Source organism: Pseudoalteromonas aliena (assembly GCF_038155085.1).
In the GTDB taxonomy this organism is placed as follows: domain Bacteria; phylum Pseudomonadota; class Gammaproteobacteria; order Enterobacterales; family Alteromonadaceae; genus Pseudoalteromonas; species Pseudoalteromonas aliena_A.
In genome coordinates, this window is record NZ_JBAKAU010000014.1 from 43,583 (window position 1) to 67,362 (window position 23,780).

The 23,780-nt window shown below is 39.2% G+C and carries 24 protein-coding genes; 15 read left to right on the plus strand and 9 right to left on the minus strand.

The window, feature by feature from the left end; translation table 11 throughout:
• The first annotated feature begins 95 nt into the window (after positions 1–95).
• From V6260_RS13595 to V6260_RS13610, 4 genes are all read left to right on the plus strand, one after another.
• Entirely contained in the window at positions 96–1,085 is a 990-nt protein-coding gene (locus V6260_RS13595; protein WP_341594682.1) for a fatty acid desaturase, read from the plus strand.
• A 400-nt stretch (positions 1,086–1,485) separates the two neighbouring features.
• Entirely contained in the window at positions 1,486–2,778 is a 1,293-nt protein-coding gene (locus V6260_RS13600; RefSeq protein WP_341594683.1) for an amidohydrolase, read from the plus strand.
• Between the two features lie 232 nt (positions 2,779–3,010).
• Positions 3,011–3,424 carry a GFA family protein gene (locus V6260_RS13605; protein ID WP_007377055.1) on the plus strand — a complete coding sequence of 138 codons (414 nt, stop codon included), beginning with the start codon at positions 3,011–3,013 and terminating at the stop codon, positions 3,422–3,424.
• A 97-nt stretch (positions 3,425–3,521) separates the two neighbouring features.
• Entirely contained in the window at positions 3,522–3,743 is a 222-nt protein-coding gene (locus V6260_RS13610; RefSeq protein ID WP_024605837.1) for a hypothetical protein, read from the plus strand.
• On the opposite strand, the gene V6260_RS13615 is transcribed toward V6260_RS13610, so the two are convergent.
• Entirely contained in the window at positions 3,732–4,928 is a 1,197-nt protein-coding gene (locus V6260_RS13615) for an MFS transporter (protein WP_341594684.1), read from the minus strand. The genes V6260_RS13610 and V6260_RS13615 overlap by 12 nt on opposite strands.
• Before the next feature lie 106 nt (positions 4,929–5,034).
• Between V6260_RS13615 and V6260_RS13620 the strand changes: the two genes are divergently transcribed.
• Positions 5,035–5,826, plus strand: a complete 792-nt coding sequence (locus V6260_RS13620) for a helix-turn-helix transcriptional regulator (protein ID WP_341594685.1) — start codon at positions 5,035–5,037, stop codon at positions 5,824–5,826.
• A gap of 331 nt (positions 5,827–6,157) precedes the next feature.
• Here V6260_RS13620 and V6260_RS13625 read toward each other — a convergent pair whose 3' ends face one another.
• The 3 genes from V6260_RS13625 to V6260_RS13635 form a co-directional block, all read right to left on the minus strand.
• Positions 6,158–8,218, minus strand: a complete 2,061-nt coding sequence (locus tag V6260_RS13625) for a TonB-dependent receptor (RefSeq protein WP_341594686.1) — start codon at positions 8,216–8,218, stop codon at positions 6,158–6,160.
• Between the two features lie 74 nt (positions 8,219–8,292).
• Positions 8,293–8,949, minus strand: a complete 657-nt coding sequence (locus V6260_RS13630) for a YoaK family protein (protein WP_341594687.1) — start codon at positions 8,947–8,949, stop codon at positions 8,293–8,295.
• Positions 8,950–8,978: 29 nt separating this feature from the next.
• A complete protein-coding gene (locus V6260_RS13635; RefSeq protein ID WP_341594688.1) occupies positions 8,979–9,668 on the minus strand; it encodes a substrate-binding periplasmic protein in 690 nt (229 codons plus the stop codon).
• A 124-nt stretch (positions 9,669–9,792) separates the two neighbouring features.
• Here V6260_RS13635 and V6260_RS13640 point away from each other — a divergent pair, with 124 nt between their 5' ends.
• The 3 genes from V6260_RS13640 to V6260_RS13650 all read left to right on the plus strand — a co-directional run bounded on the left by V6260_RS13640 (position 9,793) and on the right by V6260_RS13650 (position 11,586).
• Positions 9,793–10,041, plus strand: coding sequence for a TIGR03643 family protein (locus V6260_RS13640; protein WP_341594689.1), 249 nt, complete (start codon positions 9,793–9,795; stop codon positions 10,039–10,041).
• Positions 10,042–10,117: 76 nt separating this feature from the next.
• On the plus strand, positions 10,118–10,480 hold the full coding sequence (locus tag V6260_RS13645) for a hypothetical protein (protein ID WP_341594690.1): 363 nt from the start codon (positions 10,118–10,120) through the stop codon (positions 10,478–10,480).
• Positions 10,481–10,503: 23 nt separating this feature from the next.
• Positions 10,504–11,586, plus strand: a complete 1,083-nt coding sequence (locus tag V6260_RS13650) for an endonuclease/exonuclease/phosphatase family protein (RefSeq protein ID WP_341594691.1) — start codon at positions 10,504–10,506, stop codon at positions 11,584–11,586.
• A gap of 209 nt (positions 11,587–11,795) precedes the next feature.
• On the opposite strand, the gene V6260_RS13655 is transcribed toward V6260_RS13650, so the two are convergent.
• Positions 11,796–12,137, minus strand: coding sequence for a hypothetical protein (locus V6260_RS13655; RefSeq protein ID WP_341594692.1), 342 nt, complete (start codon positions 12,135–12,137; stop codon positions 11,796–11,798).
• 402 nt (positions 12,138–12,539) lie between these two features.
• On the opposite strand from V6260_RS13655, the gene V6260_RS13660 reads away from it, so the two are divergent.
• On the plus strand, positions 12,540–12,887 hold the full coding sequence (locus V6260_RS13660) for a hypothetical protein (protein WP_341594693.1): 348 nt from the start codon (positions 12,540–12,542) through the stop codon (positions 12,885–12,887).
• Positions 12,888–13,045: 158 nt separating this feature from the next.
• On the opposite strand, the gene V6260_RS13665 is transcribed toward V6260_RS13660, so the two are convergent.
• Together V6260_RS13665 and V6260_RS13670 are read right to left on the minus strand one after the other, a co-directional pair.
• Positions 13,046–14,422 carry an NAD-dependent succinate-semialdehyde dehydrogenase gene (locus V6260_RS13665; protein ID WP_341594694.1) on the minus strand — a complete coding sequence of 459 codons (1,377 nt, stop codon included), beginning with the start codon at positions 14,420–14,422 and terminating at the stop codon, positions 13,046–13,048.
• Between the two features lie 218 nt (positions 14,423–14,640).
• Positions 14,641–15,156, minus strand: a complete 516-nt coding sequence (locus V6260_RS13670) for an NUDIX hydrolase (RefSeq protein WP_341594695.1) — start codon at positions 15,154–15,156, stop codon at positions 14,641–14,643.
• Between the two features lie 388 nt (positions 15,157–15,544).
• Between V6260_RS13670 and V6260_RS13675 the strand changes: the two genes are divergently transcribed.
• The 6 genes from V6260_RS13675 to V6260_RS13700 are packed head-to-tail and all read left to right on the plus strand — an operon-like array spanning position 15,545 to position 21,737.
• Entirely contained in the window at positions 15,545–16,885 is a 1,341-nt protein-coding gene (locus V6260_RS13675) for a sigma-54 dependent transcriptional regulator (protein ID WP_341594696.1), read from the plus strand.
• 34 nt (positions 16,886–16,919) lie between these two features.
• Positions 16,920–17,129 carry a histidine kinase gene (locus V6260_RS13680; protein WP_058548035.1) on the plus strand — a complete coding sequence of 70 codons (210 nt, stop codon included), beginning with the start codon at positions 16,920–16,922 and terminating at the stop codon, positions 17,127–17,129.
• Positions 17,130–17,172: 43 nt separating this feature from the next.
• Positions 17,173–18,657 (plus strand): sensor histidine kinase, encoded by a 1,485-nt coding sequence (locus tag V6260_RS13685; RefSeq protein ID WP_341594697.1) that lies wholly within the window; start codon positions 17,173–17,175, stop codon positions 18,655–18,657.
• A complete protein-coding gene (locus V6260_RS13690; protein ID WP_341594698.1) occupies positions 18,658–19,119 on the plus strand; it encodes a response regulator in 462 nt (153 codons plus the stop codon).
• An 11-nt stretch (positions 19,120–19,130) separates the two neighbouring features.
• A complete protein-coding gene (locus V6260_RS13695) occupies positions 19,131–21,101 on the plus strand; it encodes an ATP-binding response regulator (RefSeq protein ID WP_341594699.1) in 1,971 nt (656 codons plus the stop codon).
• A gap of 15 nt (positions 21,102–21,116) precedes the next feature.
• Positions 21,117–21,737 (plus strand): fumarylacetoacetate hydrolase family protein, encoded by a 621-nt coding sequence (locus tag V6260_RS13700; protein ID WP_341594700.1) that lies wholly within the window; start codon positions 21,117–21,119, stop codon positions 21,735–21,737.
• Here V6260_RS13700 and V6260_RS13705 read toward each other — a convergent pair.
• Both V6260_RS13705 and V6260_RS13710 read right to left on the minus strand, forming a co-directional pair.
• Positions 21,688–22,611 carry an ABC transporter substrate-binding protein gene (locus V6260_RS13705; RefSeq protein WP_341594701.1) on the minus strand — a complete coding sequence of 308 codons (924 nt, stop codon included), beginning with the start codon at positions 22,609–22,611 and terminating at the stop codon, positions 21,688–21,690. The genes V6260_RS13700 and V6260_RS13705 overlap by 50 nt on opposite strands.
• 116 nt (positions 22,612–22,727) lie before the next feature.
• Complete coding sequence (locus V6260_RS13710; protein ID WP_341594702.1) at positions 22,728–23,780, minus strand: aldo/keto reductase; 1,053 nt, start codon at positions 23,778–23,780, stop codon at positions 22,728–22,730.

Sequence of the window (23,780 nt, forward strand, 5' to 3'; positions counted from 1 at the left end):
TAAGTAAGCGCATTATAATAATTATTCCCGCTTTATTCCGATGTTGCGCTTAATTCAGGTATTATTTGTACAACAAAGTTTTTAAGACATTATATATGAGCCAATTAACTGCCAAGCAAAATATTCAAGCGATTGTAAAAGCTATCAAGGCAGAGGAAGCATCACTTCGTCAAAAGTATCCATTACTTGCCCATCAAAATATTTTGGGGTTAATTATTTTATTGCTGTCGCTGATTGTACTTATTGGCGTTGGGGTTTTATATTATTTGGCTATAATACCTGCTTGGGTGTGTATAGTGCTTGCGGCTATAGCTGCGTCTATTTCCCATGAGTTAGAACACGACCTTATACATAAACAATACTTTAGTAACCAGCCGTTTATGCATAATTTTATGATGCTAACAGTATGGTTAATGCGGCCAAATACTATTAGCCCATGGTACCGACGTAAAATGCATTTACACCATCACAAAACCTCAGGCACACAACAAGACCTAGAAGAACGCTTGGTGGGGAACGGTATTAAAAATCCATTTTTACGTGCGCTAGTCATTGTATATGGGTTATTAGGGTTAGTTATTTCTACTAAACGTTTTAGAAAAGAAATTAATGGCTTTAGTTTTTCGAGTGTTTTTAATGCGGGGTTTCCGATAGCGACTGCGTATTTTGCTATTTTATACAGCGTTATTGTGTTTCATATTGTTGATTTATTTATACCACTTTCGCTAAATTCACCTAACTGGTTATTAAGTATAATGAATGTGTTTGAATTTTTAATAGTCGTACTTATTGCGCCTAATATTATTCGCTCAAGCTCGCTTAATTTTGTTACCTCAAGCATGCATTACTATGGCGGCGTTAATAATATGCTTGAACAAACACATGTACTAACGAGTCGTTTATTTATGCCGTTTCACTTGTTTTGTTTTAACTTTGGTAAAACGCATACCATTCATCACTTTGTGCTAAATCAGCCATTTTATTTACGCCAAATGTTAAGTGAGAAAATACTTAAAGTAATGGCGCAACACAACGTGCGCTTTAATGATTTTGACAGCATAAAAAATGCTAACGCATTTAAATAATTACCCCCAACATAAGGGGAGGTTCTACATTGCTATTTTTATTTTATAGTTTGAATAGCAACTATGTACCAAGCCTATTACTTGTTAACTTCTTCTATTCACCACCGTGCTTATTAAAACTCACTTTACGTGCGTTGGTTGACTATTCAATGTCATTTTTAAATCAACAAAAGCAAAAGTGGTAGGCTTAATTAGCGCTAAACCTTCAAACTAAAAATAGTAAAGCCAGTGAAAAGTGAAGTGGCCCTTCATAGTTGGGCATCTAGCTTAAATGGGATTGATTATTGTAGAGCCTTCAGTAATAGTGGTTATAGAGTGAACTAATTATGTTCTCAATAATACATAAGGGCTCGTGCTCATCAATATTATAAAACCAATAAATATAATAAGGACAAACAGGATGAAAAAATCACTAATTTCAGTAGCGCTGGGCTTTGCTGCCCTTAGTGCGCTTAATGCCAATGCAAACATTGATCAGCAAGTGAAAAAGGTAGAGCAACAGGTTATTGATTGGCGACGTGATTTTCATCAAAACCCTGAGCTTGGAAATCGCGAAACCCGCACAGCAGGTATTGTCGCTAAGCACTTAAAGTCGCTGGGTATGGAAGTACAAACAGGGATTGCTTATACAGGTGTTGTGGGGCTATTAAAAGGTGCAAAGCCAGGTCCAACAGTAATGCTACGGGCAGATATGGACGCGCTGCCGGTTACTGAAAAAGCCGATGTTGATTTTAAATCAACTAAAACCACCAATTACCGTGGTGTAGATGTAGGCATAATGCATGCTTGCGGGCACGACACGCACGTGGCTATGCTAATGGGCGCTGCACAAGTGCTTGCAAACATGAAAGGTGAGCTACACGGTAATATTATGTTTGTATTTCAGCCTGCAGAAGAAGGCGCACCAGAGGGGGAAGAGGGTGGCGCTGAGTTAATGCTTAAAGAAGGCATATTTAAACAATACAAACCAGAAGCTGCTTTTGGGTTACACATAACATCTAGTTTGCACAGCGGTAAAATTGGCTATAGAAGTGGCCCTGCAATGGCCAGTGCAGACCGATTTGAAATAACAGTACATGGCAAGCAGGCACACGGCTCTGCACCGTGGACTGGGGTTGACCCCATTGCAGCAGCTGCGCAAATAGTAACAGGCGTAAATCATATTGTTAGCCGCCAAATCAACATTACCAAAGAGCCTGCTATTGTTTCGTTTGGTAAGATAGCGGGTGGGGTACGTAATAATATTATTCCTGAAGAAGTTGAAATGGTAGGCACGATTCGTAACTTTGATATGGATAATCGTGCACAAATTTTTGAAAAAATAAAAACCACAGCCACGCACATTGCTAAATCGTCAGGAGCTACAGCAGAGGTACATATTCACGAGGGTTACCCTGTAACGATTAATAACCCACAGCTTACTGCGCAAATGTTACCTAGCCTTAAAAAAGCAGCAGGTAACAGTAACGTAGTTGAAATGGGAAAAATAACTGGCGCAGAAGACTTTTCGTTTTACGCTTTAGAAGTGCCGAGTGTATTTGTATTTTTAGGCGGCACACCCAGTGAGCAAGATTTAAATACAGTGGCTAGTAATCACTCCCCTTATTTTTATGCCGACGAATCATCGTTTAAAGTAGGCACTAAAGCACTCAGCTTATTAGCCGTTGATTATTTAAACGCACATAAAAAGTAATTTACACGCACCACGTTACGCTATTAGCTTAACGTGGTATTGCTGTTTTATTTAAAACATCGGACCATGTTTGTAGCACTTGTTCAACGTTGAAAATCACTCTCAAAATTAAAAATCTAACCGAATATAAAAATGAACCGGTGAGCAGTTTTTTATATTATTAAAAATAATGAATCGATATTGCCGGTCTTATACCTCGATTCAATCTTCATAAGCATTAAGGATTTAAATAATGGAAATTACTGGAAGCTGTTACTGTGGTGAAATTAAATACCAAGCAAAATCTCAAAATAACAACGCACTTGTTTGCCATTGTAGCGATTGCCAACGTATGTCGAGCGGCCCATTTAGAGCAGTTATAATTGCAGAGCCAAATTCGGTCGTGTTTACCCAAGGTGAGCCAAAAGAGTTTGTTAAAACAGCGCAAAGTGGTAACAAGCGTGCGCAAGGTTTTTGTGGCACATGTGGTACAACACTTTATGCAACTAACGAAGCTAAAGCTGACCGTGTATATGGCTTGCGTATTGGTGCGGTTGATCAGCGTGATCAGTTTACGCCAACAGCACAAATTTGGGCTAAATCAACATTGAGCTGGTTGAGCGGCTTACACGAAGTACCTGCGTTTGATACAACCCCACAAAACTAGTTAGTTGGGGTTATCAGTATTACTTTTTTAGTAAGCGGTTTGAAATTTATTTAACCAAATGACTGTCTACTTATAGGTCAGTCATTTGGAGAATAATATGTGTAGTTCACCTAAAAGCAGCCGTGCAGTTAAAAAAACAGCCATTAGTTTTAATGATGAGCTTACTCAAGAGCAGCGCTTACGTTTTGCTGCAAAAGCTAATTTAGCGCAAGAGCGTCGTGAGCAGCGCGAAGCAACGAATAAACGCTATGAGCAAAAGCACGCGAGTAGTAAACCTTCATCTGGTTTATTTTCGTGGTTACAGCAGCTAGTTAGCTGATTTAGCTAAAGTGGTGTTTTTACCACTGCCTAAACCACATAAAGCACACAGTATTCCGGCAATAGCGCACAACCACAATGGCGCATTCCAACTGCCTGTTGTAGTGTGTAATGCACCAGCTAGCATAGGACCAATTGCCGCGAGTAAATAGCCTACGCTTTGCGACATACCTGAAAGCGACGCTGCTTGTTGCGAATCGTCAGTTCGTAAACTAATAAACGACAGCCCAAGTATAAAACATGCCCCAGAGCAAAAGCCCAGCATTAGGGTCCAAACAAAAGCAAAGCTAGGCATGTAAAGCAGCCCCAATGCACTGAGTGCACTCAACATGGCTAAAATAAAGCTAAGCGCGCTTTGATCTTTTAATTTGGCAAGTAACGGAATCAATATTAAACCCGGTAATGCAGTCGCTATTTGAAAAGCACCATGATAAGCACCTGCTTGGGTAGCTGAGTGACCGCTTTCGATTAATATGCTTGGTAACCACGTAATAATTATATAATTTAAAAACGAGTTTAAGCCCAGCAGTAGGGTAATTTGCCATGCTAGTAAATAACGCCATACACTTTTTGACGTGTCAGAGTGCTGAGCAATACTCGCGGGTTTTGTGTGCTTACTTAATTGCGACATCCATACAATAATACTTGCCAAGGTAATAAGTGCTGATGAACCCAGTGCAAGTTGCCAGCCTAATCCGTTTAACTGACTAAGCGGAAAAACTAAAGTAGAAAATCCGCCCGATACAACGCCCATAGTAAGCACGTAGGCTGAGGTCATTAACGCAACCTTTGCAGGGAAGTCGCGCTTAATTAAACTTGGTAATAATACGTTTGCTATGGCAATACCTACACCAATAATCGCGGTGCCTACAAAAAGCATGGCTGAGGTATTTATTACCCGCGCCGCAACCCCTGCAAGTATAAATAACAAAGCCAGAAACAAGGTGCGCTCAAGACCCTGTCTTTTAGCAAGAGTTGCGGCCATTGGCGATACAACCGCAAAGGCAATGAGTGGCAGTGTTGTTAAAAAACCAGCTTGCGATGCGCTAAGCCCAAAGTGATTAATAATTTGTTCAAGCACAGGTGCAATACCTGTAAATGTGGCGCGTAAATTTGCGGCTATAAGTAATATGCCAAGCACAAGTAATATGCCAGCAAAGCGTGATTTAGGTGTGTTATTTAACAAAAGGAAAGACCATTAAAGCTAATACTTAATGGGCGCTAGTATAAAGGCTTAGCAAAAACTATAATTTAGAGATAATGACATTAAATCACTAAAAACAGACAAAACTATGTTTGATGCAATTGGTTGGGACGACATTAAAAATTTTGAAACTATGGCGCAGCCCATAATAGCCAAAATAGAGCACGCCCATGCAAGTCACGAAATACCACTACATACCCATCCAAAAGGGCAATTAATTTTAGCGCTACATGGTTACGTAACGTGTGAAGTGTCGGCAAAAATGTGGATGGTGCCTACGCATAGCGCAATTTGGATCCCAGCACAAAAAGTGCATAGTAATAGGGCGTCTGATAACGCGCAGCTTTGTCATTTATTTATTGATAGCAGTAAAAGCGGTATGCCGTTAAATACCTGTACGTTAGCTATTACGCCGCTGGTTAAAGAGCTAATGTGCGAGTTGGCTGGGCATAATCAGCATTATACTTTAAATAGTAAAACAGCACGTTTAGCGCAGGTGTTATTTGATCAACTTATTGAAATGCCCGTACAACCACTGGATTTTGTATTATCTAAAAACGAGGTAATTCAAACCATGAGCGATCAACTTATAAATATGCCAAATAACCGAAAAACACTACCACAATGGGCTAAGCAGTTTGCATTAACTGAGCGCACATTAGCGAGGTTAATAAAAAAAGAAACCGGTATGACATTTGGAAAATGGCGTACGCAATTGCATATAATTACAGCGTTAAAAGCGCTTTCAGATAAGCAAAGTGTGCAGCAGGTGTCGGAGTTATTAGGGTATGAGTCGGTGAGTGCATTTATTACTATGTTTAAAAAGGTAATGAAAAAGTCGCCCATGAAATACATGAGCGATTTAAATCAGTTAAATTAGCTTAGGGTCTGTTGATCTTTGCGGATTAAAATTTGTTCAAACTAGGAGCTATTTAACCGCGCGCGAGATTTGTAACCTAGTGGGCTGAGTAAAAACCGAGCAAAGCTTCCGCGTCCTGCTCACGCCCCTTACCTACATCCATGTAGGCAACAAAAAGTAAATAGCCCCTAGGCAGAACCCTTTGGGCAGCGCCTGTTTGGTATTAATGCTACGTTATCGCCTATTTATGGGGAATAACCACACTACATAGGCTCTGCCTTGCCTAAATACCAAACAGAATGCTGCAAATTCAACCTTGAAAGTTCAACAGACCCTAGTCTTTAAATAAGTACTACCACGTGTAAGTTGCCGAAAGCATCGCGTTACGAGGCCTACCCGGGAAGTACCTGTCGCCGGTGAAACTGGTGTAATCGGCGCGCTCCGCATAAGCTTCGTCGGTTAAGTTAATAATACGAGCAAGTAGCTCAAGATTGCTAGTAACTTGCCACTGTGCGCGTAGGCTTAAAACATCATGCCCTTGGTATTTATTTAAGTTTTCTGGGTCGGTGTAGTAGTTACCAACACGGTGCCACTGCAAAGCAAATTGCGCGTTGTTTAATGCCTGCCATGTTAAATCGAGATTAGCAATATTACGCGGCGCGGTATCTATGTCGTTGCCGTTTATATTTAAACCGTTAAGTATTTGGTTGTTAGTATAAGTATGCTTTGCGTGAGTGCCTGCAAAGTTAAGTGCAAGCGACTTAGTGAGCTGGTAGTCAAGCTCAAGCTCAATACCACGATGGCGAGAGCTGCCATTATTGACCGTAAAAAAGTCGCTATCGCGGTAAATCGTATTGTGTTTACTCATAGCGTAAAGTGACACACCATAACGTAGTTGTTCGTAAATCCCTTTAATACCCAGCTCTGCGTTATTCGCTATTTCGGCACTTAAATTTGCAGTGGTTTGCTCGCGTTGTAATTGGTATAGCTCAGCCGCTTGTGGTGCTCGGTAACCGCGAGAAAAATTCGCATAAAGTGTGTTATTTGTATTGTACTGATAACTCAATCCAAGCTTTGGCGATAAGTTACTAAAGCTATTTTTAGCACTCGCTGGGCGGCTGTATCTACAGCCACCAAAGCCACATTCTGTGCCATCGTCTTTTGTTCTACCTGCTAGCATATTATTGGTGTAGTCGTACTGCATATGCTCGTAGCGCACACCTGCGGTAAGTAACCATTTATTTAATTGCCAATCAAACGATGCAAAAGGAGCATAAAGCGTGGCGTTTACATCGTAATCGTAATGCTTACCTTGTGGCACTGTAGCAACTAAAAATGCAGAGCCTTGCGTTGGCTCGGTTTGGCTTTGAATAAAGTCGGCTTGCGTGTATTCTCCATCAAGCCCTAGGTTTATTTTTATATTACTTTGTAAATTATGTTGATAAAGCGATTGTACGCCAAAGCCTGTTTGACTGTTTTTTTCAAGCGGTGTGCCGGGCAAAAAGTGCTTAAAAAAGTCCATGCTTTGGTCGCGAAAATAAACCGTAGTAGAGAGCACATCATCGTTATTTAATTGCCATGTCGCGTTGCTCCACGCTCTAAATGCACGTGCTTTTCTAAATGCGTCAGGGTCAAAGTTTTTTTGCGCGAGGTCTTCGTTTTTATAGCTTTCAAAGCCTGTAATAAATCCAGCCGTTTGCTGATCTAAATTTGTGTAAGTAAGGCCTGAGGTCAGTAATAAGTTATTATTTGAATAGCGATGGCGAATATTTACTTTTTGTTGCTCTACGCTTTCGTCATCGCGGTAACCGCTATCGTCGGTAACACTTGCGTTAATGCCTATACCACTGTTGCCGTAATCTTGTCCTGCGCGTAATTTGTAGCGAGCATAACCGTATGAGCCATAATCTAAGCCTACTAAGCCACCGCCTTGTGTGGTGTCGGGCGTTATTACATTAATAACACCATGTACAGCGTTTGAGCCATAAAGTGCAGAGCCAGGGCCTTTTAGCACTTCAATGCGCTGCGCCATTTCGCTGTGCGCCTCAAATAGCTCATTTATGTTACAAAACCCAGCGGCTCTAAGTGGTATGCCATCTTCTAAGGTTAATATGCCACCACAAGCGCCAGCGCCCGAAAGTACCGGCGAGCGCAGTGCAGGTAAATATTCTTGGCCATTTCCGCGTTGAATATTAGCACCCGCTATACGTTGCAGGGCTTCTTCAATATGGGTAGTCGCAATGCTATTTAGCTGTGCTTGCGTTAGTGTGCTTATTGATAAAGGGAGTGGGGTCGATAGCGCTTCAATACGGGATGCCGTAGTTGTTATGGTTTCTATTACATCGTTGTTTTGATTATCGGCAAACGCAGTGTGGCTAAAGGGTAATATCAGCGGCAAAAAATAAGGTTTCATACATTCCTTGAAAGTAATCTAAATTACATTGTCTCTATAATATGTGGTTTTAATGTGCATTTAAACTTGTTGCGTTAAAGTGTACGTAACCTATAAACCCGATACGTAATTGATAAAACAAAACAAGCCACAGCAGGAAACACCAAAGCCAGCACTAAGTAATGCTCAAATAAAACAAAGCCAGTTATACCTCCCAATAAAAAGCCTGTAATAATGAGTAAAAACATAACGCCTTTACGGGTATCAAATTGCTCACCTTTAAGGGCTTTTCCTATCATTAAACCAAGGTCAGTAAAAATACCCGTCAAATGTGTGGTTCGAATTACTGCACCACTGTAATTAGTGGCTAACGCGTTTTGTAATCCACATGCAGCAGATGCGAGCGTAATGCCATAAACATAGGATTGATTAAGTAGGTAGGCACTTGCTAATAGTAAAGTGCCTTCAATAAATAAGAGCGTGTCGTAATGGCGGCCGAGTTTTAATGAACGCCCTGCAAGTAAAAAACCAGAAAGTGCAGACCCCAGCATAAAGCTTATTAGTATGCTCAATAACAGTAAAGCAGCTGAAATACTGCTCATTAATTTAATACCTAACAAGGTAACAGAGCCTGATAAGTGCGAAATAGCCTGGTGTTCAAATCCTAATAAGCCTACAGCGTTTACTATGCCCGCTATAAATGCGAGCGTAAACGCGCCATATTCAACCCACTTTGGTAGTTTTGTAAACATTGGTTATCTCTTAACGTGTGCAGTGTTAATTATTGAGTTTGTGCTTTAAAACGCTTTATTTGCTCATCAACTAATTTTGTATCTATTACACCACGCTTAAAAGCAATGTAAGTAGGAAACGCAAACTCATTGAACTGCCTAGCGTATATATTTTTATATTCCTTTGAGTACCACAAACCTGCTTGATAGTTAGTTATTGCGTATTCAACGCGTTTTTTTTCTAGCAGCTCAAAAGTGTCTTTAGTTGAAAGTGAACGAAGCAGATTATTCTCATCAAGGTTATACTTTTTAGCAATAACCTCAGGCAAAACAACACCGCGTAGCACTGCTATTGGGGTATTTGATAAATCGTCAGTGAGGAATTTATCTTTGTTTAAAGTAAATAAACCATACTTAGTAGTATGCAAGGGCACGCTTGTAAAATCTAAATACTTTGCTCGCTCCTCTGTATTGGCCAAAGAGAAATAGCAGTCGTAGTAACCCAGTGCCATTTCTTTTTTAACGCGCGCCCATGGCAGATGAACTACGTCAATTTTAATATTTAAATTACGTTCAATAAAGGTTAAATATTCAATATCTAAACCTGTGAACGTATCGCTTTTCTCATCAAATATAGTAAAAGGCGGGTAGTGAGTTGTTACGCAGCGCAGGGTTTTACTTGGCGCTGCAAATAATAGCGGAGGTAAAGTTAAAGCTAAAAACAGAAATATTGCGCGCATAAACACAAATCCAAAATTTTTTATAAGTATAGAACCTGAACGCTTATTATACAGATTAATTGCCTTTAATTGTGTTGATCTATGTATTTTTATATCGCGTATAAAATGAATTTGTGAGAGCCACATGTTTAACGCAGAGCAGCAATCGCGCATTATTGAAATGGCGTGGGAAGATAGAACACCATACGAGGCAATAGAGCAGTTGTACGGGCTTAAATACCCGCAGCTGGTGGTATTTATGCGCGAAAATATTTCAAAAGGAAGTTTTAAAGTATGGCGTAAACGCCATGCAGGGCGTGCAACAAAACATTTAAAACTTCGTGATCCTTCAATAATGCGCAGCCATTGTAAAACCCAATATAAGCATCGCTAGTTTTAAAATCGTTGTTTCATACAATGTTCAGCCGTGTTTGTTAATCTTTAGTTATTAACTACACGAGAGATTATGTATGAAAGCACCTATTTATACCGCTTTAATCGCATTTGCTTTATTTTCAATGAGCGCTGATGCAAAACCACATAAAGAAAAGCATGGTTATAAGCACAGCCATAATAAGCATTATTCAAATAAGCACTATGACGATAATCACCTTTCTAAAAAAGAGGAAAAAAAGTTAATCCGTGCAGGGTGGATACCACCGGGCTTAAGTAAACGTTATTATCGTGGCGATTATTTAGATCGTGATATATACAAGCGAGGAAGAGTGATTGAACGCTCTAAAGATAATGGTACAGTACGTATAAAATTTGACCACACCATTATTCATATGGTGCGAGATACTCGAGAAATACTTTCTATTTTAAGCCGTTAAGTTAACTTTAAAAGGATATTATTATGTTTGTAGCGGTGGCTTTAATTATTGGCTTTTTTTTACTCGTGACTTTGTTACCTATGTCATACAGTCAGCATTATTTAGTTCGTAGCTGTGACTTTGTTCGTTTACAAGTTTTCTATATCGCTAGCTTTGTCGCTTTAGTATCGTTCTTTTTATTATGGCAAAGTAGCTACACTGGATATTTGCTGACGGCTTTAACGTCAATCGTCATTATGGCACTGCAAGGTAAATGGATTTTTCCTTACACTTGGCTTGCCAAAAAAGAAGTTAAAACGGCGTCAGTAAGCGAAGATCACAGTGTAAGAATAATGTCCGCTAATGTGCTTATGTCAAACCACAATAGCGAGCAACTTATTTCACTGGTTAATAAACACCAGCCTGATTTATTAATAACACTAGAAAGCGATAGCTGGTGGGAAAATAAGTTATCGGTACTTAAAAAGCATTACCCATACTTTATAGAATGCCCTAAAGACAACCGCTACGGCATGCACTTATACAGCAAGTTTAAGATACTCGATGCACAAATATGTGAGTTAATTGAAGATGATATTCCTTCAATTCATATATTGTTCGAAAATGATGAAGGCCTGCAAATGCAAGGGCACTTTATTCACCCCGCACCACCAAGCCCAACAGAGGAAGACTCATCGCGCCCGCGCGATTCAGAGCTAATAATGGTGGCTAAAGCACTTAAAAACCCTTCACGACCTACTATAGTTGCCGGTGATTTAAACGACGTAGCATGGTCGCGTAGCACCCGTTTGTTTATGCAAATAAGTGGCTTTTTAGACCCTCGAAAAGGTCGCGGCTTTTATAACACCTTTCATGCGAGTTACTTTTTTATGCGCTGGCCGCTCGATCATTTATTTCACAGCCAAGGTTTTAAAGTAAAACGTATAAAGCGCCTTGCTAAGTATGGCTCAGACCACTTTGCACTGCTTACCGAGCTGGTGTTTGAAAATGCTAATCAGCATTCATTAGAAGATAAATCAGACGAGCTTAAGCAAGAAGAGATACAAGAGCTTGCTATGAGCAAAGCCGATAAACGAAAAGTACCAAGGTTTGAGAAAGAGTCGTAGTTATTAGCTTGTGTAGGTCGGATAAGCGAAGCGCCATCCGACACAGTAAAATACCTTGTCAGTTATAATCATTATTTATGTTGTCGAGTGGCAGGAGAGTGCCAATTGCAAACAGTGGTAACGCCAACATAAGCGGCAATAAAATAGTTGGTTAAAATGTTGAGCGAAGTGAAAACAACCAACTGTTTTTTGTCCGTTTGATGTTCTTGTTAGCTGCTTACTTTGTTGATAATAAACTTGAATGATTGTTCACCAAGTTTTAATTGTAGTTTTTTATCTAAATCAAAAACTACATGAGTACTTCTTTCGAATTCTCCTTGTTTAGAGGTCAAGTCGAGTAATACTTGTGAATCACCTTCTGGTTTTACGTTTACACTAAACTTATACTGCTCACCCACTTGAAGGGTCGCGGTTTTACCTTCTTTTACAACTAAAACTGGAGAACCAATAATTTGATTCGCTTCTGTGATTTCTGAAGTGATTTTGTAGTCTTGAGCATAAACAAAACCATTGAAACTCAAAATAGAGGTAAGAAGTAATAATTTTTTCATCGAATAATTCCTTTTAAAAAGTTGATTGATAGATTTGCAGCTAACAATTTAATAGTGCGCTCATCGTGCATATTTCTGCCGACGCTACGCTCATTTTTCTGCATTATATAGTTTTAGCAAATAACCTAAGGTATTACTATCACTAAGTTTTCTAGAGTTTTTAGATAAAGTTAAATTAACCAATATGTGCTCAGCGCTCATTTTCATGAATATATGCGCAAAGAGTAGCCTTACCAATCAATTCACGACGATATTTAGCCAAACTCAATGACCGGTTATCGCTCATTATTACCTGTCAGGTTAAGTCTAGTGAAATAGATTGCATTGCATAGTTAAAGTTTTTATATTGTTCGGTAATATTTTATTTGGTGCTAATAAAGCACTGTGCGCAAAGGAAAGCATGTGAATTATAAAAAAATGTATTATCCGGTTAGAGCGCTTGCTGTTTTATCTTTAGTTGCAGTTGCTATTAAGTACTGGATGCCAACTGAGATTGGTTTTGCGTTTATGCTATTGCCTTATTTAGTTTTGTATTATTTAGCGAATGCGAATAACTACCGAAATAAACGGCTTTTTCTTACCAGAATTATAGCTGCACTATTTACTATTATTTTAGCGCCAGCTCTCATTTTTGGCATTGAACCTGACCCTCAAGCTGGAATAGGTATTATGTTTTTGCTGATAATGCAGCTAGCTGTAATTAGTGCCTCTGAATTTATAATATTATTTTTTTATGCTGATAATGATTAAAAAGCAAACTGCTCATTTACAGTTATTACTGTGTAGTTACTTTGTGGTTTTAACTTAGTAGAGACTAAGCTCTTCTGTAATCTAATTTTAAAGTTAAAAAAACCTAAAAGCGGTTACCCACTTTTAGGTTTTCTAATGTATTAGTATTTAAAGCTAAATTAGCTGGCGATCATAATGCTTTTAACATTTACAAATTCGCGCATACCAAAACCGCCGTGCTCTCGGCCGTAGCCACTGCCTTTAACGCCGCCAAACGGTAAGTTAGGTTGAGCAAGGCCATAACCGTTAATATTGATCATGCCGGTGTCAAAGTACTTTTTAGCCAGTTCAATGGCTTTTTTCTCATCTTTAGAGAAAATGCCACCGCCTAAACCATAGCGAGAGTCGTCAGCGATGCGCATGGCATCGTCGTTGTCTTTAGCTTTAATAAGCGAAGCTACTGGGCCAAACAACTCATCATCGTATGCTGGCATGCCAGGTGCTAGGTTATCTAGCAGAGTAGGTGGGTAGTAATAACCCGTTTGCGAAGGTACTTCGCCACCCGTTACAATATTTGCGCCCGCTTTAACTGATTGCATTACTTGGTCATGAATTTTGTCGCGTAAATCTTCACGAGCCATTGGCCCTAGGTCTGTGTCATCAGCCATTGGGTCGCCCATTTTCATGGCTTCAAATTGCGCTTTAATTTGTTCTTTAAAGTCATCGTAAAGTGAATCAACTACTACAAATCGTTTGGCTGATACACACGTCTCACCGTTGTTGATCATACGACCTGTTACACAGGTTTTAACGGCAAGCTCTAAGTCGGCATCATCGAGTACTAAGTAAGCATCGTTACTGCCAAGCTCTAGTACTGTTTTCTTCACATTTTTACCGGCTTCTTCGGCTACTTTTTTACCCGTGCCATCACTACCTGTAAAAGTTACGCCACTAATCGCTTTGTGAGAAATTAGTGAGCTTGCTGTTTTGCCGTCAATAAGTAAATTGCTAAAGCAATGCTCTGGGAAGCCCGCTTGTTTAAATAGCGTATCGATTTTTTCAGCCATGCCAAAAACATTACCCGCATGCTTAAGTACGGTCGTGTTACCGGCCATAATATTAGCTGCGCTGTAACGAATAACTTGATAAAGCGGGAAATTCCAAGGCTGAATACCTAATAGAACGCCCGTTGGTTGATAGCTGATAATTGCACGGCCGCCGTCCATATCGCGCTCTTCATCAGCGAGTACTTTTGGGCCATTTTCAGCGGTATAACGGCAAATACCAGCACATAGCTCTACTTCTTGAAAACCTTGCTCGTAAACTTTACCCATTTCTTCGGTCATTAGTTTAGCGATTGCTTCTTTTTGCTCTTCAAAAAGTGATGCTAGTTTATTTAAATACTCAGCACGTTCAGTAAATGAAGTTAGTCGCCATTTTAAATATGTTTCGTGAGATTTTTCGATTACCTGTTCTGCCTCTTCTTGAGAAAGCAGTGTATAGGTTTCAATGGTTTGTTCAGTTGCGGGATTAATCGTTTTAACTGTGTTACTCATTTCTATCTCCTTACAAATTAGTTGTCTGTAAGGGTGCAAAGGCAAAGCCACTTTTAATTTTTTTAAAATAAAGCGCTTAAGTTTTTGATTTTATTTGTTTTATTTTTAAATTTTTAGAGAGCTTTAATATTATAGGTATAAAAATTAAAAAGTTAATCCAGTAAAATATTCTGGGGGCTGCAAAATTTACAACACCCATAAGCTGTCATTTTTTTGAGCTACTGAAGCTCGCAAGCAATTCGCTTAAGTAAAAAAGTTTCTCGTAAAATAGAGAGCCCTTGCTTGTCGCTATTGGCAATTGTGCGTTCGTTGTGAGCGATGGCTTCGTTAATATCAACCCACTTAGTGCTCATGCCATTTTGCTGCTCGTAATGCTCTAATTTAGCTTTACCAAATTCATCTGCAATATTGCATACATAGCAGTACGACTTTATGTGAATAATATCAAAGTTATCTTTATACCAAGGGCGATATTCTTCGTATAAGCCAAAAGGTTTAATTACTTGTATATTTTGAGCACCGGTTTCCTCATTGAGCTCTCTTATTAAGCCTTGCTCAATACTTTCGCCTTCATCAACGCCACCACCGGGGAGGCTATAATCTTCATAGCGTGCAGTATACATAAGTAATATTTTATTATTTTTAATAACAATGGCACGTGCCGTTAAACGGGTAAACGAGTTACCTTGGTTAATATTAATACCAGAATGAACCAATGTTTTTAATAGCCGCATTTTCTCTCCTTTTGTGTAGAGCTTATGATAACAGTTGCTATCACGCTATATAACCTAGACTATTGATAATAAGTTTACTTTTATTGGCTGTTTTTAAGGCTAACCGTGGTGTTGTTTTTATTAAAAATTTAATGCTGTTATAAATGAAATTGAATATCATTACGGTGTAATCAATTGTTAAACTGTTTAATGTAAGTATGGCTATTTAATTAATGACTCGAATTTTTTAGTGATTTAGTGATCGTTATTTTTCAGCTAACGTAAATATTAGGTTGGTAAAATAAATCGTTGAATTACTAAGTTTAAAATTTGATGAAAGCAAGTTCGAGCTACCCTTTAAATTAATGGTTAGGGTGCGTAGAATAATAAAAAAGCATAGGGATTTATCATGTTAAACATTCTTTTAGTTGATGACGATATAGAGTTTAGTGACGTCGTTTGCCACATAGTCGAATTCCTCGGCCACAATATTAATACTGCAACAAGTTTAAAAGAAGCACATCAATGGTTTGAAAATAATACCTTTGATCATGTGCTGCTTGATTTTATGCTGCCCGATGGCAGTGGCTTGCATTTACTCGATCATTTAAAAATGATTGGGCAAGATCCAAAAATTACACTTATATCTGGTCACCCGTCAGTTAAGGGGATTTTAGCTGACATGTGTGAGCCAAATGTTGGCCATTTATTAAAGCCCTTACAACGTGAAGATTTAGAACTTGTACTGAATGGCCCTAAAAAGGCTCCTAAAAAAGCAAAGCAAAGCGGAATTACACGTCACTTTGGTGGCTTAATTGGCGAGTCTGAGCCAATGCAACAGCTTTACAATATGATTGAACGCGTAGCTAAAACTAATGCTAACGTTATGCTTATGGGCGAAAGTGGCGCTGGTAAAGAAGTGGTTGCTCAGGCGATTCATAACGCGAGCCAATGTGAAGGCCCGTTAGTTGCTAGTAACTGTGGTGCGCTTTCTAAAGAGCTAATTGGTAGTGAGCTATTTGGCCACGAGAAAGGTGCATTTACAGGTGCTATAGCACGCAAAGAAGGCGTATTTGAGCAATCGAACAATGGTACTTTGTTTTTAGATGAAGTAACCGAAATGCCTATAGACATGCAACCTAATTTATTACGCGTACTTGAAACTAAAAAAGTAACGCGTGTGGGTGGCAACCGTGAAATACCGACTAATTGTCGTGTTATATCAGCAACAAACCGCACGCTAACTGATTTGGCGCAAAATAATGTAATACGTGAAGATATTTATTTTAGGCTTGCTGTATTTCCTATTGATATTCCGCCACTTCGCGATCGTAAAGAAGATGTTCCTCTTTTAGCTAGGGCTTTTTTAGAGCAGTTAAATGACGAAAATGGCACTGCATTTAGTTGGACAGCTGCACAGTTAAAAGAGCTACAAAGTTATGAGTGGCCAGGTAACGTGCGAGAGCTACGCCATGCCATACACCGCGCATTTATAATGAGCGATCCACAAACAAGCGATATCACTTTACCCGATAATTTAGAGTCACCTTTTTCACGCGTAAATGCGCAAACCGAAGAAAAGCAAGTGTCGGCAGGGCAAACAATAGAAGAAGTTGAAAAAGATCTGATTCATGCAACGCTCGATAAAGTGCAGGGCAACAAAACGCTTGCCGCGCAAATGTTAGGTATTAGTACTAAAACACTATATAACCGTTTAAATGCTTATGGCGGTATCGGAGAATACAAATAATCGTAAATTTTAGTTAGTAGGTTTAAGGATAAGAATGACATCAGAAAAACAAACAGAGCCGTTAAATAAATTAGTGCACGATGCAAGAGCACCGCTTAATCGTATATCAATGAACGCCGAACTTATTAAGCTTGTGCTTGAAAATGATATGCCAAAGCAAAAAGCACTCGAGGCGCTAGATAAAATTATTGCTAATTGCCAAGACTGCAGTAACAGCTTACAAAAAATTTCTGACTCTCAATAATGAAAATAATAACCAGTTTTAGTATGTGGGAAACTAACGTTAAATGATCAAGCAAAAACAGCAGGGTAAGGCAAATGTGACTTGGGCAGCATTTATTGTTGTAGTGCTAAGTATTATTGTTGGTAATGCATTTTTAGCACTTAATACAATACAAAGCTTAACCCAAACACAAAAAAGCTTAGATAACACTAATATGCTCACTACGGCGATTGAGAAGTTGCACTTGTCTATTGTGCAGGCTGAATCGGGCCAGCGTGGTTATTTATTAACAGAGGAAGACGATTACCTTACTCCCTATTACGACACGCTTGCTCAATTAGAGTCCCAAACCGAGCTTGTTAAATCACTTCATTCTGAAATTGATGGACAAGCACCGCGCATAGCTGAGCTATTAATATTAGTACGTAGCAAAATGAAAGAGCTTAAAAAAACCGTTAATTTGGCATTAGATGATAAAGAGCGACGCGCCATTTACCTGTTAAATACGCATAAGGGGCGAGAGCTTTATAAAGATATTCGTGCCAAAGTTAATGACATTTTAGACAGAGAGCTATTGTTCAAAGTTAGCCACTTTTCTAAACTTGCGAAGATTAAAAACGAAGCCAAAATTACGTTTGCTATCACCGCTATTACCAGTGCTTTACTTATCATTGGTATGTTTGTAATGACAAGGCTTAATTTAAGAAATGCTGCGCAATATCGCGCCGATCTTGAAAAGCAAAACGAAACTTTAGCGAGTAAAGTTTCAGAGCGTACTCAAGAGTTAACTTTGTATTCTGACGAGCTGAGTCGTTCAAACCGTGAGCTTGAAGAGTTTGCGTTTGTAGCGAGTCACGACTTGCAAGAGCCGCTTCGTAAAATTCAGGCATTTAGTGACCGTCTAGAAACTATGTTTAAAGATGAGCTAGGTGAAAAAGGCATAGATTACATTGGCCGCATGAAAAATGCAGCGCAGCGCATGTCTAACCTCATCAACGATTTGCTTGAGTTTTCACGCGTTACGACACGTGGTAAAGACTTTGATGATACCGACCTTAATGGCGTGGTCACTGATATTTTAAGTGACTTAGAAATAGCAATTAAAGAGAGTAATGCACAAGTAAATGTTGACGAATTACCCGTAATTCAAGCAGATAAAAGCCAGATGCAACAGCTGTTTTTAAACTTACTTTCTAACGCAGTTAAATTTAGAAAAGCAGGCACTACTCCTCGTATTGATATTACCTATGAGGATGTAAATGAGTTTAGTGAAGAATTAAATGTTGATACTCAATGGCAAGTAGTAACGATTAAAGATAATGGCATAGGCTTTTCGCAAGAGTATGCAGATAAAATATTTGTACCTTTTCAGCGTCTCCATGGGCGCTCAGAGTACAAAGGCACAGGGATTGGGCTTTCGGTATGTAGGCGTATAGTTGAGCGTCATGGTGGTATTATAAACGCTCAAAGCATAGAAGGTGAAGGTGCAACCTTTACTATAAAATTACCAGTGGAAGCATCGCTTTTCACTTTGCAAGGAGAGGCGTAAATGCCGTATTCAAAAGTAAAACCAATCACCATATTAATGGCAGACGATGATGAAGATGATCGCTTGCTAACACAAGACGCACTTGCAGAGAGCCGCGTTTTAAACGAACTCCATTTTGTAGAAGATGGCGTTGAGTTGTTAGAGTATTTAGAGCGTCGCGGTAAGTTTGAAGATAAAACAACATCGCCTCGTCCTGGGCTTATTTTACTTGATTTAAATATGCCAAGAATGGACGGCAGAGAAGCGCTTGAAGCTATAAAAGGCAACCCTAATCTTAAGGGTATTCCAGTTGTAATTTTAACTACGTCTAAGCAAGAAGAAGACATGGTAAAAGGTTATAACTTAGGTGCTGCATCTTATATTACTAAACCAGTAACATTTGATGGCTTAGTTGATCTAATGAAAACATTAGGAAAGTACTGGGTAGAGTTTGTAGAGCTACCATCAACATTTAACGATTAAAGGGAGATTCTATGTTAGATAAAGTGACTAAGCTGCTGCTAGTAGAAGACGATGAAGATGATTACATACTCACCTGCGACTATTTACAACAATTAGATTCACATAAGTTTAATGTAGAATGGATTAGCTCTCCTGAGCAAGCAATTGAAAAGCTGAGTAAAAATGAGCACGATATTTGTTTGCTCGACTATCGCTTAGGCGCATCTAATGGCTTAAGCGTTTTAAAAAAAGCGATAGCTAACGGTTTTAGCGGCCCAATCATAATGTTAACTGGGCAATCTAATGATGAGCTAGACTCTGCCGCACTCGATGCAGGTGCAGTAGATTATTTAATAAAAACTGAAATGAGCTCGAGTCGATTTGCGCGTGCTATTCGTTACGCGTTAGCGCGTAAAGATGTAGAAGGCGAGCGAGTAGAGCGTTTAAAAGCAGAGGCTGAAAACCGTTCAAAAGATAGGTTTTTAGCTCATTTAAGTCATGAACTACGTACCCCTCTTTCTTCGATTCTAGGTTACACCGAATTATTACTACAAAGTGACTTTAGCCACCAAGCCGAAAACGAGTTAGGTGTTATTTATCGAAACGGTAAACATTTATTAAGTTTGTTGAACGACGTACTCGATTTATCAAAAATAGCCGCAGATAAGTTAGAGCTTACGCTTAGCGAAGTGAATTTAGATAGCATGCTTGCTGATGTGTACACATTAATGCGGGTATCAGTGCTTGATAAAGGCCTTACTTTACGTTTTGAATCTCAAAAACCCCTCCCTTTAGTTGCCAAGCTAGATGCAACACGCGTGCGCCAAATACTTATTAACTTAATTAATAACGCCGTTAAATTTACCGATAAAGGTGAGATTGTCGTAAAAGTATGGACACAATGGGTTGATGAAACTGAAATGCTATTTTTTAGTATTAAAGACTCAGGGATGGGCATAGCGCCCGATAAACAACAACTTATTTTTAAACCTTTTGAACAAATAGCCGATGTTGAATCTCGCTCTGTTGGGGGCGCAGGTTTAGGTTTGGCTATTTGTGCTGAGCTATTAAATAGAATGCACGGGTGTATAGATTTACATTCAGAAATAGGCAAAGGTTCTACTTTTACTATTTCGGTTTATCCGGGTGATATTAGTAAAGTAGAGCGTCAAACGCTTAATTTTAGTAGCGCACCACAATTACAGAGTAAATCAGCGCCCTGTAAAGTACATGGGCGTGTGTTAGTTGTTGATGACTTACGCGACTTACGTATGCTGGTAGGGCATATGATAAGTACGTGTGGCGCTCGGGTCGATTATGCAGAACACGGCCAGCAAGCGCTTGAAAAAGTACGTATAGCTGATGCGTATAAAGCGCCATATGATATTATTTTTATTGATATTCATATGCCAATAATGGGTGGTAAAGAAGCCACAATAGAACTTAGAAAAATGGGCTACAAAGGCCCTATTATTGCGCTTACAGCAGCTACTATGAAGGGCATTCATGAAGAACTTGCGGCGCTTGGTTTTAACGATGTAATACCAAAACCCGTAGATAGCAGCGCGTTATATCAATGCTTACAGGATTATTTAATTGCTCCTGAGTGTGCGCCACAGGCTAAAAATATTGCGTCAGATAAAGTGCTAACAGAGAAAAAACAACGCTTTTTACTTGTTGAAGATGACCATGATGCTGCACAAATCACACAGCTTTTACTCGAAAGTTTGGGTGTTGAAACGGTTATAGCCTCAAGCTGCGCGCAATGTTTACAAATTCTCAATCATGACCGACAATTCAACAAAGTACTGCTAGATATGCACTTACCCGATGGTCGAGGTGTTGATTTAGGAGAGCAAATTAATGAACGTTACCCCCAGTTAAGATTGGTTATTGTAAGTGGTGCTGAGCCTGATCCTAAAGAGATCAAAGATTTAAATATAGATCGCGTTTTACTAAAACCTATTAACTTAAGCTTGTTAGAAACACTAATTAGCTCATAACTGAGATGTAATTATATGCAGTCAATAAAGTTAGGAACTGAGAAATTAATACCTACTAAAGTGGTGTGTGTTGGACGCAATTACACCGCACACATTGCAGAGCTAAATAATGAAACACCGGATCAAATGGTTTTATTTAACAAGCCAAATAGCGCAATTACTAATACGTTATTTGCAGCTCACAACGGCGATACGCTGCATTATGAAACCGAGCTATGTTTTGTCGTTAAAAATAAAAAATTTGTAGGTGTTGGGCTCGGGCTTGATTTAACTAAGCGTACTGTGCAAAGTAAATTAAAAAATAAAGGGCTTCCATGGGAGCGCGCTAAAGCGTTCGATGGCTCTGTAATTTTAACTGATTTTGTAGCGCTAACAGATGCTATGAAGCACTTTACCTTTGAACTTAAAATTAATAATGAAGTGACTCAGCGAGGTGATACTCATTTTATGCTGCACAACCCTGACTCAATTTTACAAGAAATTAGTGAATTTATGAGCTTAGAAGACGGTGATGTAATAATGACAGGTACACCGTCGGGCGTAGGTGAGGTAATAGCTAAAAGTATTTTTGCTGTGGCGCTTTATGCTAATGATCGGTGTTTGCTTGAGGGTCAGTGGCAAGTAAGTAAAAGTTAATGACTTGCTGTTGGTAGTGTTTATCAAAGTCAGTAAAGGTGGTTTTAAGCCAATTATGCTGACTTTGTTGATACTCTGGCGATTGGAGTACATTATTTTTTAATGCACGGTTAATTTTTTTAAGCGCTTGCTGTGCAAAATTATTAGGAGCTTTAGCCGCACAGCCTATTGCTCCTCTTATAAATTGAATGTCATTTTCTGCAATTGGCACACTTTCTATATTCGTATACTTCCCTTGTTTATTAAAGTAATCAGCCATAAATGGGTAATCAATTGAGTAGTCTAAAAAGCCGTGACTCAAGTGTGCTATAACCGCCTTACTTTCATTTTCGCTACTCCAACTTAATGACGACTCTTTATCTCGTTTTGTATTTTCAATAATTGTATTAATTTTAGTTGTAAATTTACGCGCAGCCGCTTGCCCGTATACATATTGCGGGTCGGTTAATAAATTAATGAGGTGAATAGGCGAGCCGTGCTTTTTTTCTAATTGCGGTTTTAGCTCTTTAGTCGTGATAATTGAAAATGGGGGATATACCGTTGTTGGATTTGAGTAGTTAAGTTGTTGGTTATTATTTTTTTTATAAATAACACATGGAAAACATACATTTTTTCCTTCATTTAAATATTTATTTATACGCTGCTGAGGAACAATTAAGCGGGTATGTTTTACATCAGTTATGGTGCTAATGAGTTGCTCGGTTAGGTTATCGCAAATTCCGCCCTGTGGTGCACTTTTGCTTTTAGCTATATGAAAAGGGGGCGTGTAACTTTGCAGCCAAATGATCTCTTCTAGAGGTTGTACTTTTTGCTCAACGGCGTGGGCGTTGAATACAATTAATAAAAAAAATGCATAGTATCTGTTTTTCAGCATTGATAAGTGTTCGTTGGATTAAGAAAACTTAATAAAAGTATAGTGTTGGTTGTAGTAGGGTCAAATATTTTAGTTAAAAGCAGCCTTGTGCAGGGCTGCTTTTAACTGATAGATGCTTAATAAGGCATCGGATAGTTTCTAAATATGGTGCTAATCTCACTAAGAATTTCGTCGTTTAACGTGATGTTAAATGCATCAATATCTTCTTTTAATTGGGCTATAGATGTTGCCCCAATAATTGAAGAGGTTACGCCATCTACTTGGTTACACCATGCTAAGGCTAGTTGTGCTGGAGTGATATTGTTTGCATGAGCCAGCTCAACATACTGCTTAGTGGCTTGCTCTGCATTGGGTGTATCTCTAAAAATACCGTTGCGCTGCATGAAGGTCCAACGAGAACCTTCAGGGCGAGCACCGTTTAGGTATTTACCCGTTAATAAACCTGCTGCTAAAGGTGACCACGGTAAGTAGGCAATATCTTCGTGTACACATTGTTCTATTAAATACGGCCAGTCTTTAGCATGCGCTAAGCTAAACTCGTTTTGAATAGATACCATACGCGGTAAGTTATGTTCTTTGGCTAAGCTTAAAAACTGGCTTATACCCCATGGCGTATCATCAGATAAACCGCAGTGCTTAATTTTACCTGCATTAACACATTCATTAAGGCCTTCTAGAATATCAAGCATACTAGCTTGCTGCTCTTGTGTATTTACGTCGGTGAATTTAAGAGTGCCGGGCCACTGTCTGCCAAAGTGCGGGGTAGAGCGGTTTGGCCAATGTAGTTGATATAAATCAATGTAGTCTGTTTGAAGTCGCTTAAGTGAATCATCCACGGCTTCTATTACTGTTTGACGAGTAATATTGCCGCCATCACGTACCCACGATAATCCATTGCCTGCAATTTTTGTAGCTAGTACCACTTCGCTGCGCTTTTGCTGATTCCGCGATAGCCAATTGCCAATAATTTCTTCGGTTTTACCATAGGTCTCTGGCGAAGGAGGTACAGCATACATTTCGGCTGTATCAATAAAGTTTACGCCTTGCTCTAATGCATAGGCTATCTGTTCATCAGCGTCGCTTTGAGTATTTTGTTTACCCCAAGTCATACTTCCTAGGCACACTCTAGATACGTTTACGCCACTGCTACCTAGTGGGTTGTATTGCAT

Bases quoted from the DNA above. Each gene is read 5' to 3' on its own strand.
- V6260_RS13635 (WP_341594688.1), bottom strand. From the start codon at position 9,668: ATGCGCGCAATATTTCTGTTTTTAGCTTTAACTTTACCTCCGCTATTA.
- V6260_RS13670 (WP_341594695.1), bottom strand. From the start codon at position 15,156: ATGCGGCTATTAAAAACATTGGTTCATTCTGGTATTAATATTAACCAA.
- V6260_RS13595 (WP_341594682.1), top strand. From the start codon at position 96: ATGAGCCAATTAACTGCCAAGCAAAATATTCAAGCGATTGTAAAAGCT.
- V6260_RS13605 (WP_007377055.1), top strand. From the start codon at position 3,011: ATGGAAATTACTGGAAGCTGTTACTGTGGTGAAATTAAATACCAAGCA.
- V6260_RS13700 (WP_341594700.1), top strand. From the start codon at position 21,117: ATGCAGTCAATAAAGTTAGGAACTGAGAAATTAATACCTACTAAAGTG.
- V6260_RS13705 (WP_341594701.1), bottom strand. From the start codon at position 22,611: ATGCTGAAAAACAGATACTATGCATTTTTTTTATTAATTGTATTCAAC.
- V6260_RS13665 (WP_341594694.1), bottom strand. From the start codon at position 14,422: ATGAGTAACACAGTTAAAACGATTAATCCCGCAACTGAACAAACCATT.
- V6260_RS13680 (WP_058548035.1), top strand. From the start codon at position 16,920: ATGACATCAGAAAAACAAACAGAGCCGTTAAATAAATTAGTGCACGAT.
- V6260_RS13650 (WP_341594691.1), top strand. From the start codon at position 10,504: ATGTTTGTAGCGGTGGCTTTAATTATTGGCTTTTTTTTACTCGTGACT.
- V6260_RS13630 (WP_341594687.1), bottom strand. From the start codon at position 8,949: ATGTTTACAAAACTACCAAAGTGGGTTGAATATGGCGCGTTTACGCTC.
- V6260_RS13645 (WP_341594690.1), top strand. From the start codon at position 10,118: ATGAAAGCACCTATTTATACCGCTTTAATCGCATTTGCTTTATTTTCA.
- V6260_RS13695 (WP_341594699.1), top strand. From the start codon at position 19,131: ATGTTAGATAAAGTGACTAAGCTGCTGCTAGTAGAAGACGATGAAGAT.
- V6260_RS13675 (WP_341594696.1), top strand. From the start codon at position 15,545: ATGTTAAACATTCTTTTAGTTGATGACGATATAGAGTTTAGTGACGTC.
- V6260_RS13685 (WP_341594697.1), top strand. From the start codon at position 17,173: ATGATCAAGCAAAAACAGCAGGGTAAGGCAAATGTGACTTGGGCAGCA.
- V6260_RS13655 (WP_341594692.1), bottom strand. From the start codon at position 12,137: ATGAAAAAATTATTACTTCTTACCTCTATTTTGAGTTTCAATGGTTTT.
- V6260_RS13625 (WP_341594686.1), bottom strand. From the start codon at position 8,218: ATGAAACCTTATTTTTTGCCGCTGATATTACCCTTTAGCCACACTGCG.
- V6260_RS13620 (WP_341594685.1), top strand. From the start codon at position 5,035: ATGTTTGATGCAATTGGTTGGGACGACATTAAAAATTTTGAAACTATG.
- V6260_RS13710 (WP_341594702.1), bottom strand. From the start codon at position 23,780: ATGCAATACAACCCACTAGGTAGCAGTGGCGTAAACGTATCTAGAGTG.
- V6260_RS13690 (WP_341594698.1), top strand. From the start codon at position 18,658: ATGCCGTATTCAAAAGTAAAACCAATCACCATATTAATGGCAGACGAT.
- V6260_RS13640 (WP_341594689.1), top strand. From the start codon at position 9,793: ATGTTTAACGCAGAGCAGCAATCGCGCATTATTGAAATGGCGTGGGAA.
- V6260_RS13610 (WP_024605837.1), top strand. From the start codon at position 3,522: ATGTGTAGTTCACCTAAAAGCAGCCGTGCAGTTAAAAAAACAGCCATT.
- V6260_RS13600 (WP_341594683.1), top strand. From the start codon at position 1,486: ATGAAAAAATCACTAATTTCAGTAGCGCTGGGCTTTGCTGCCCTTAGT.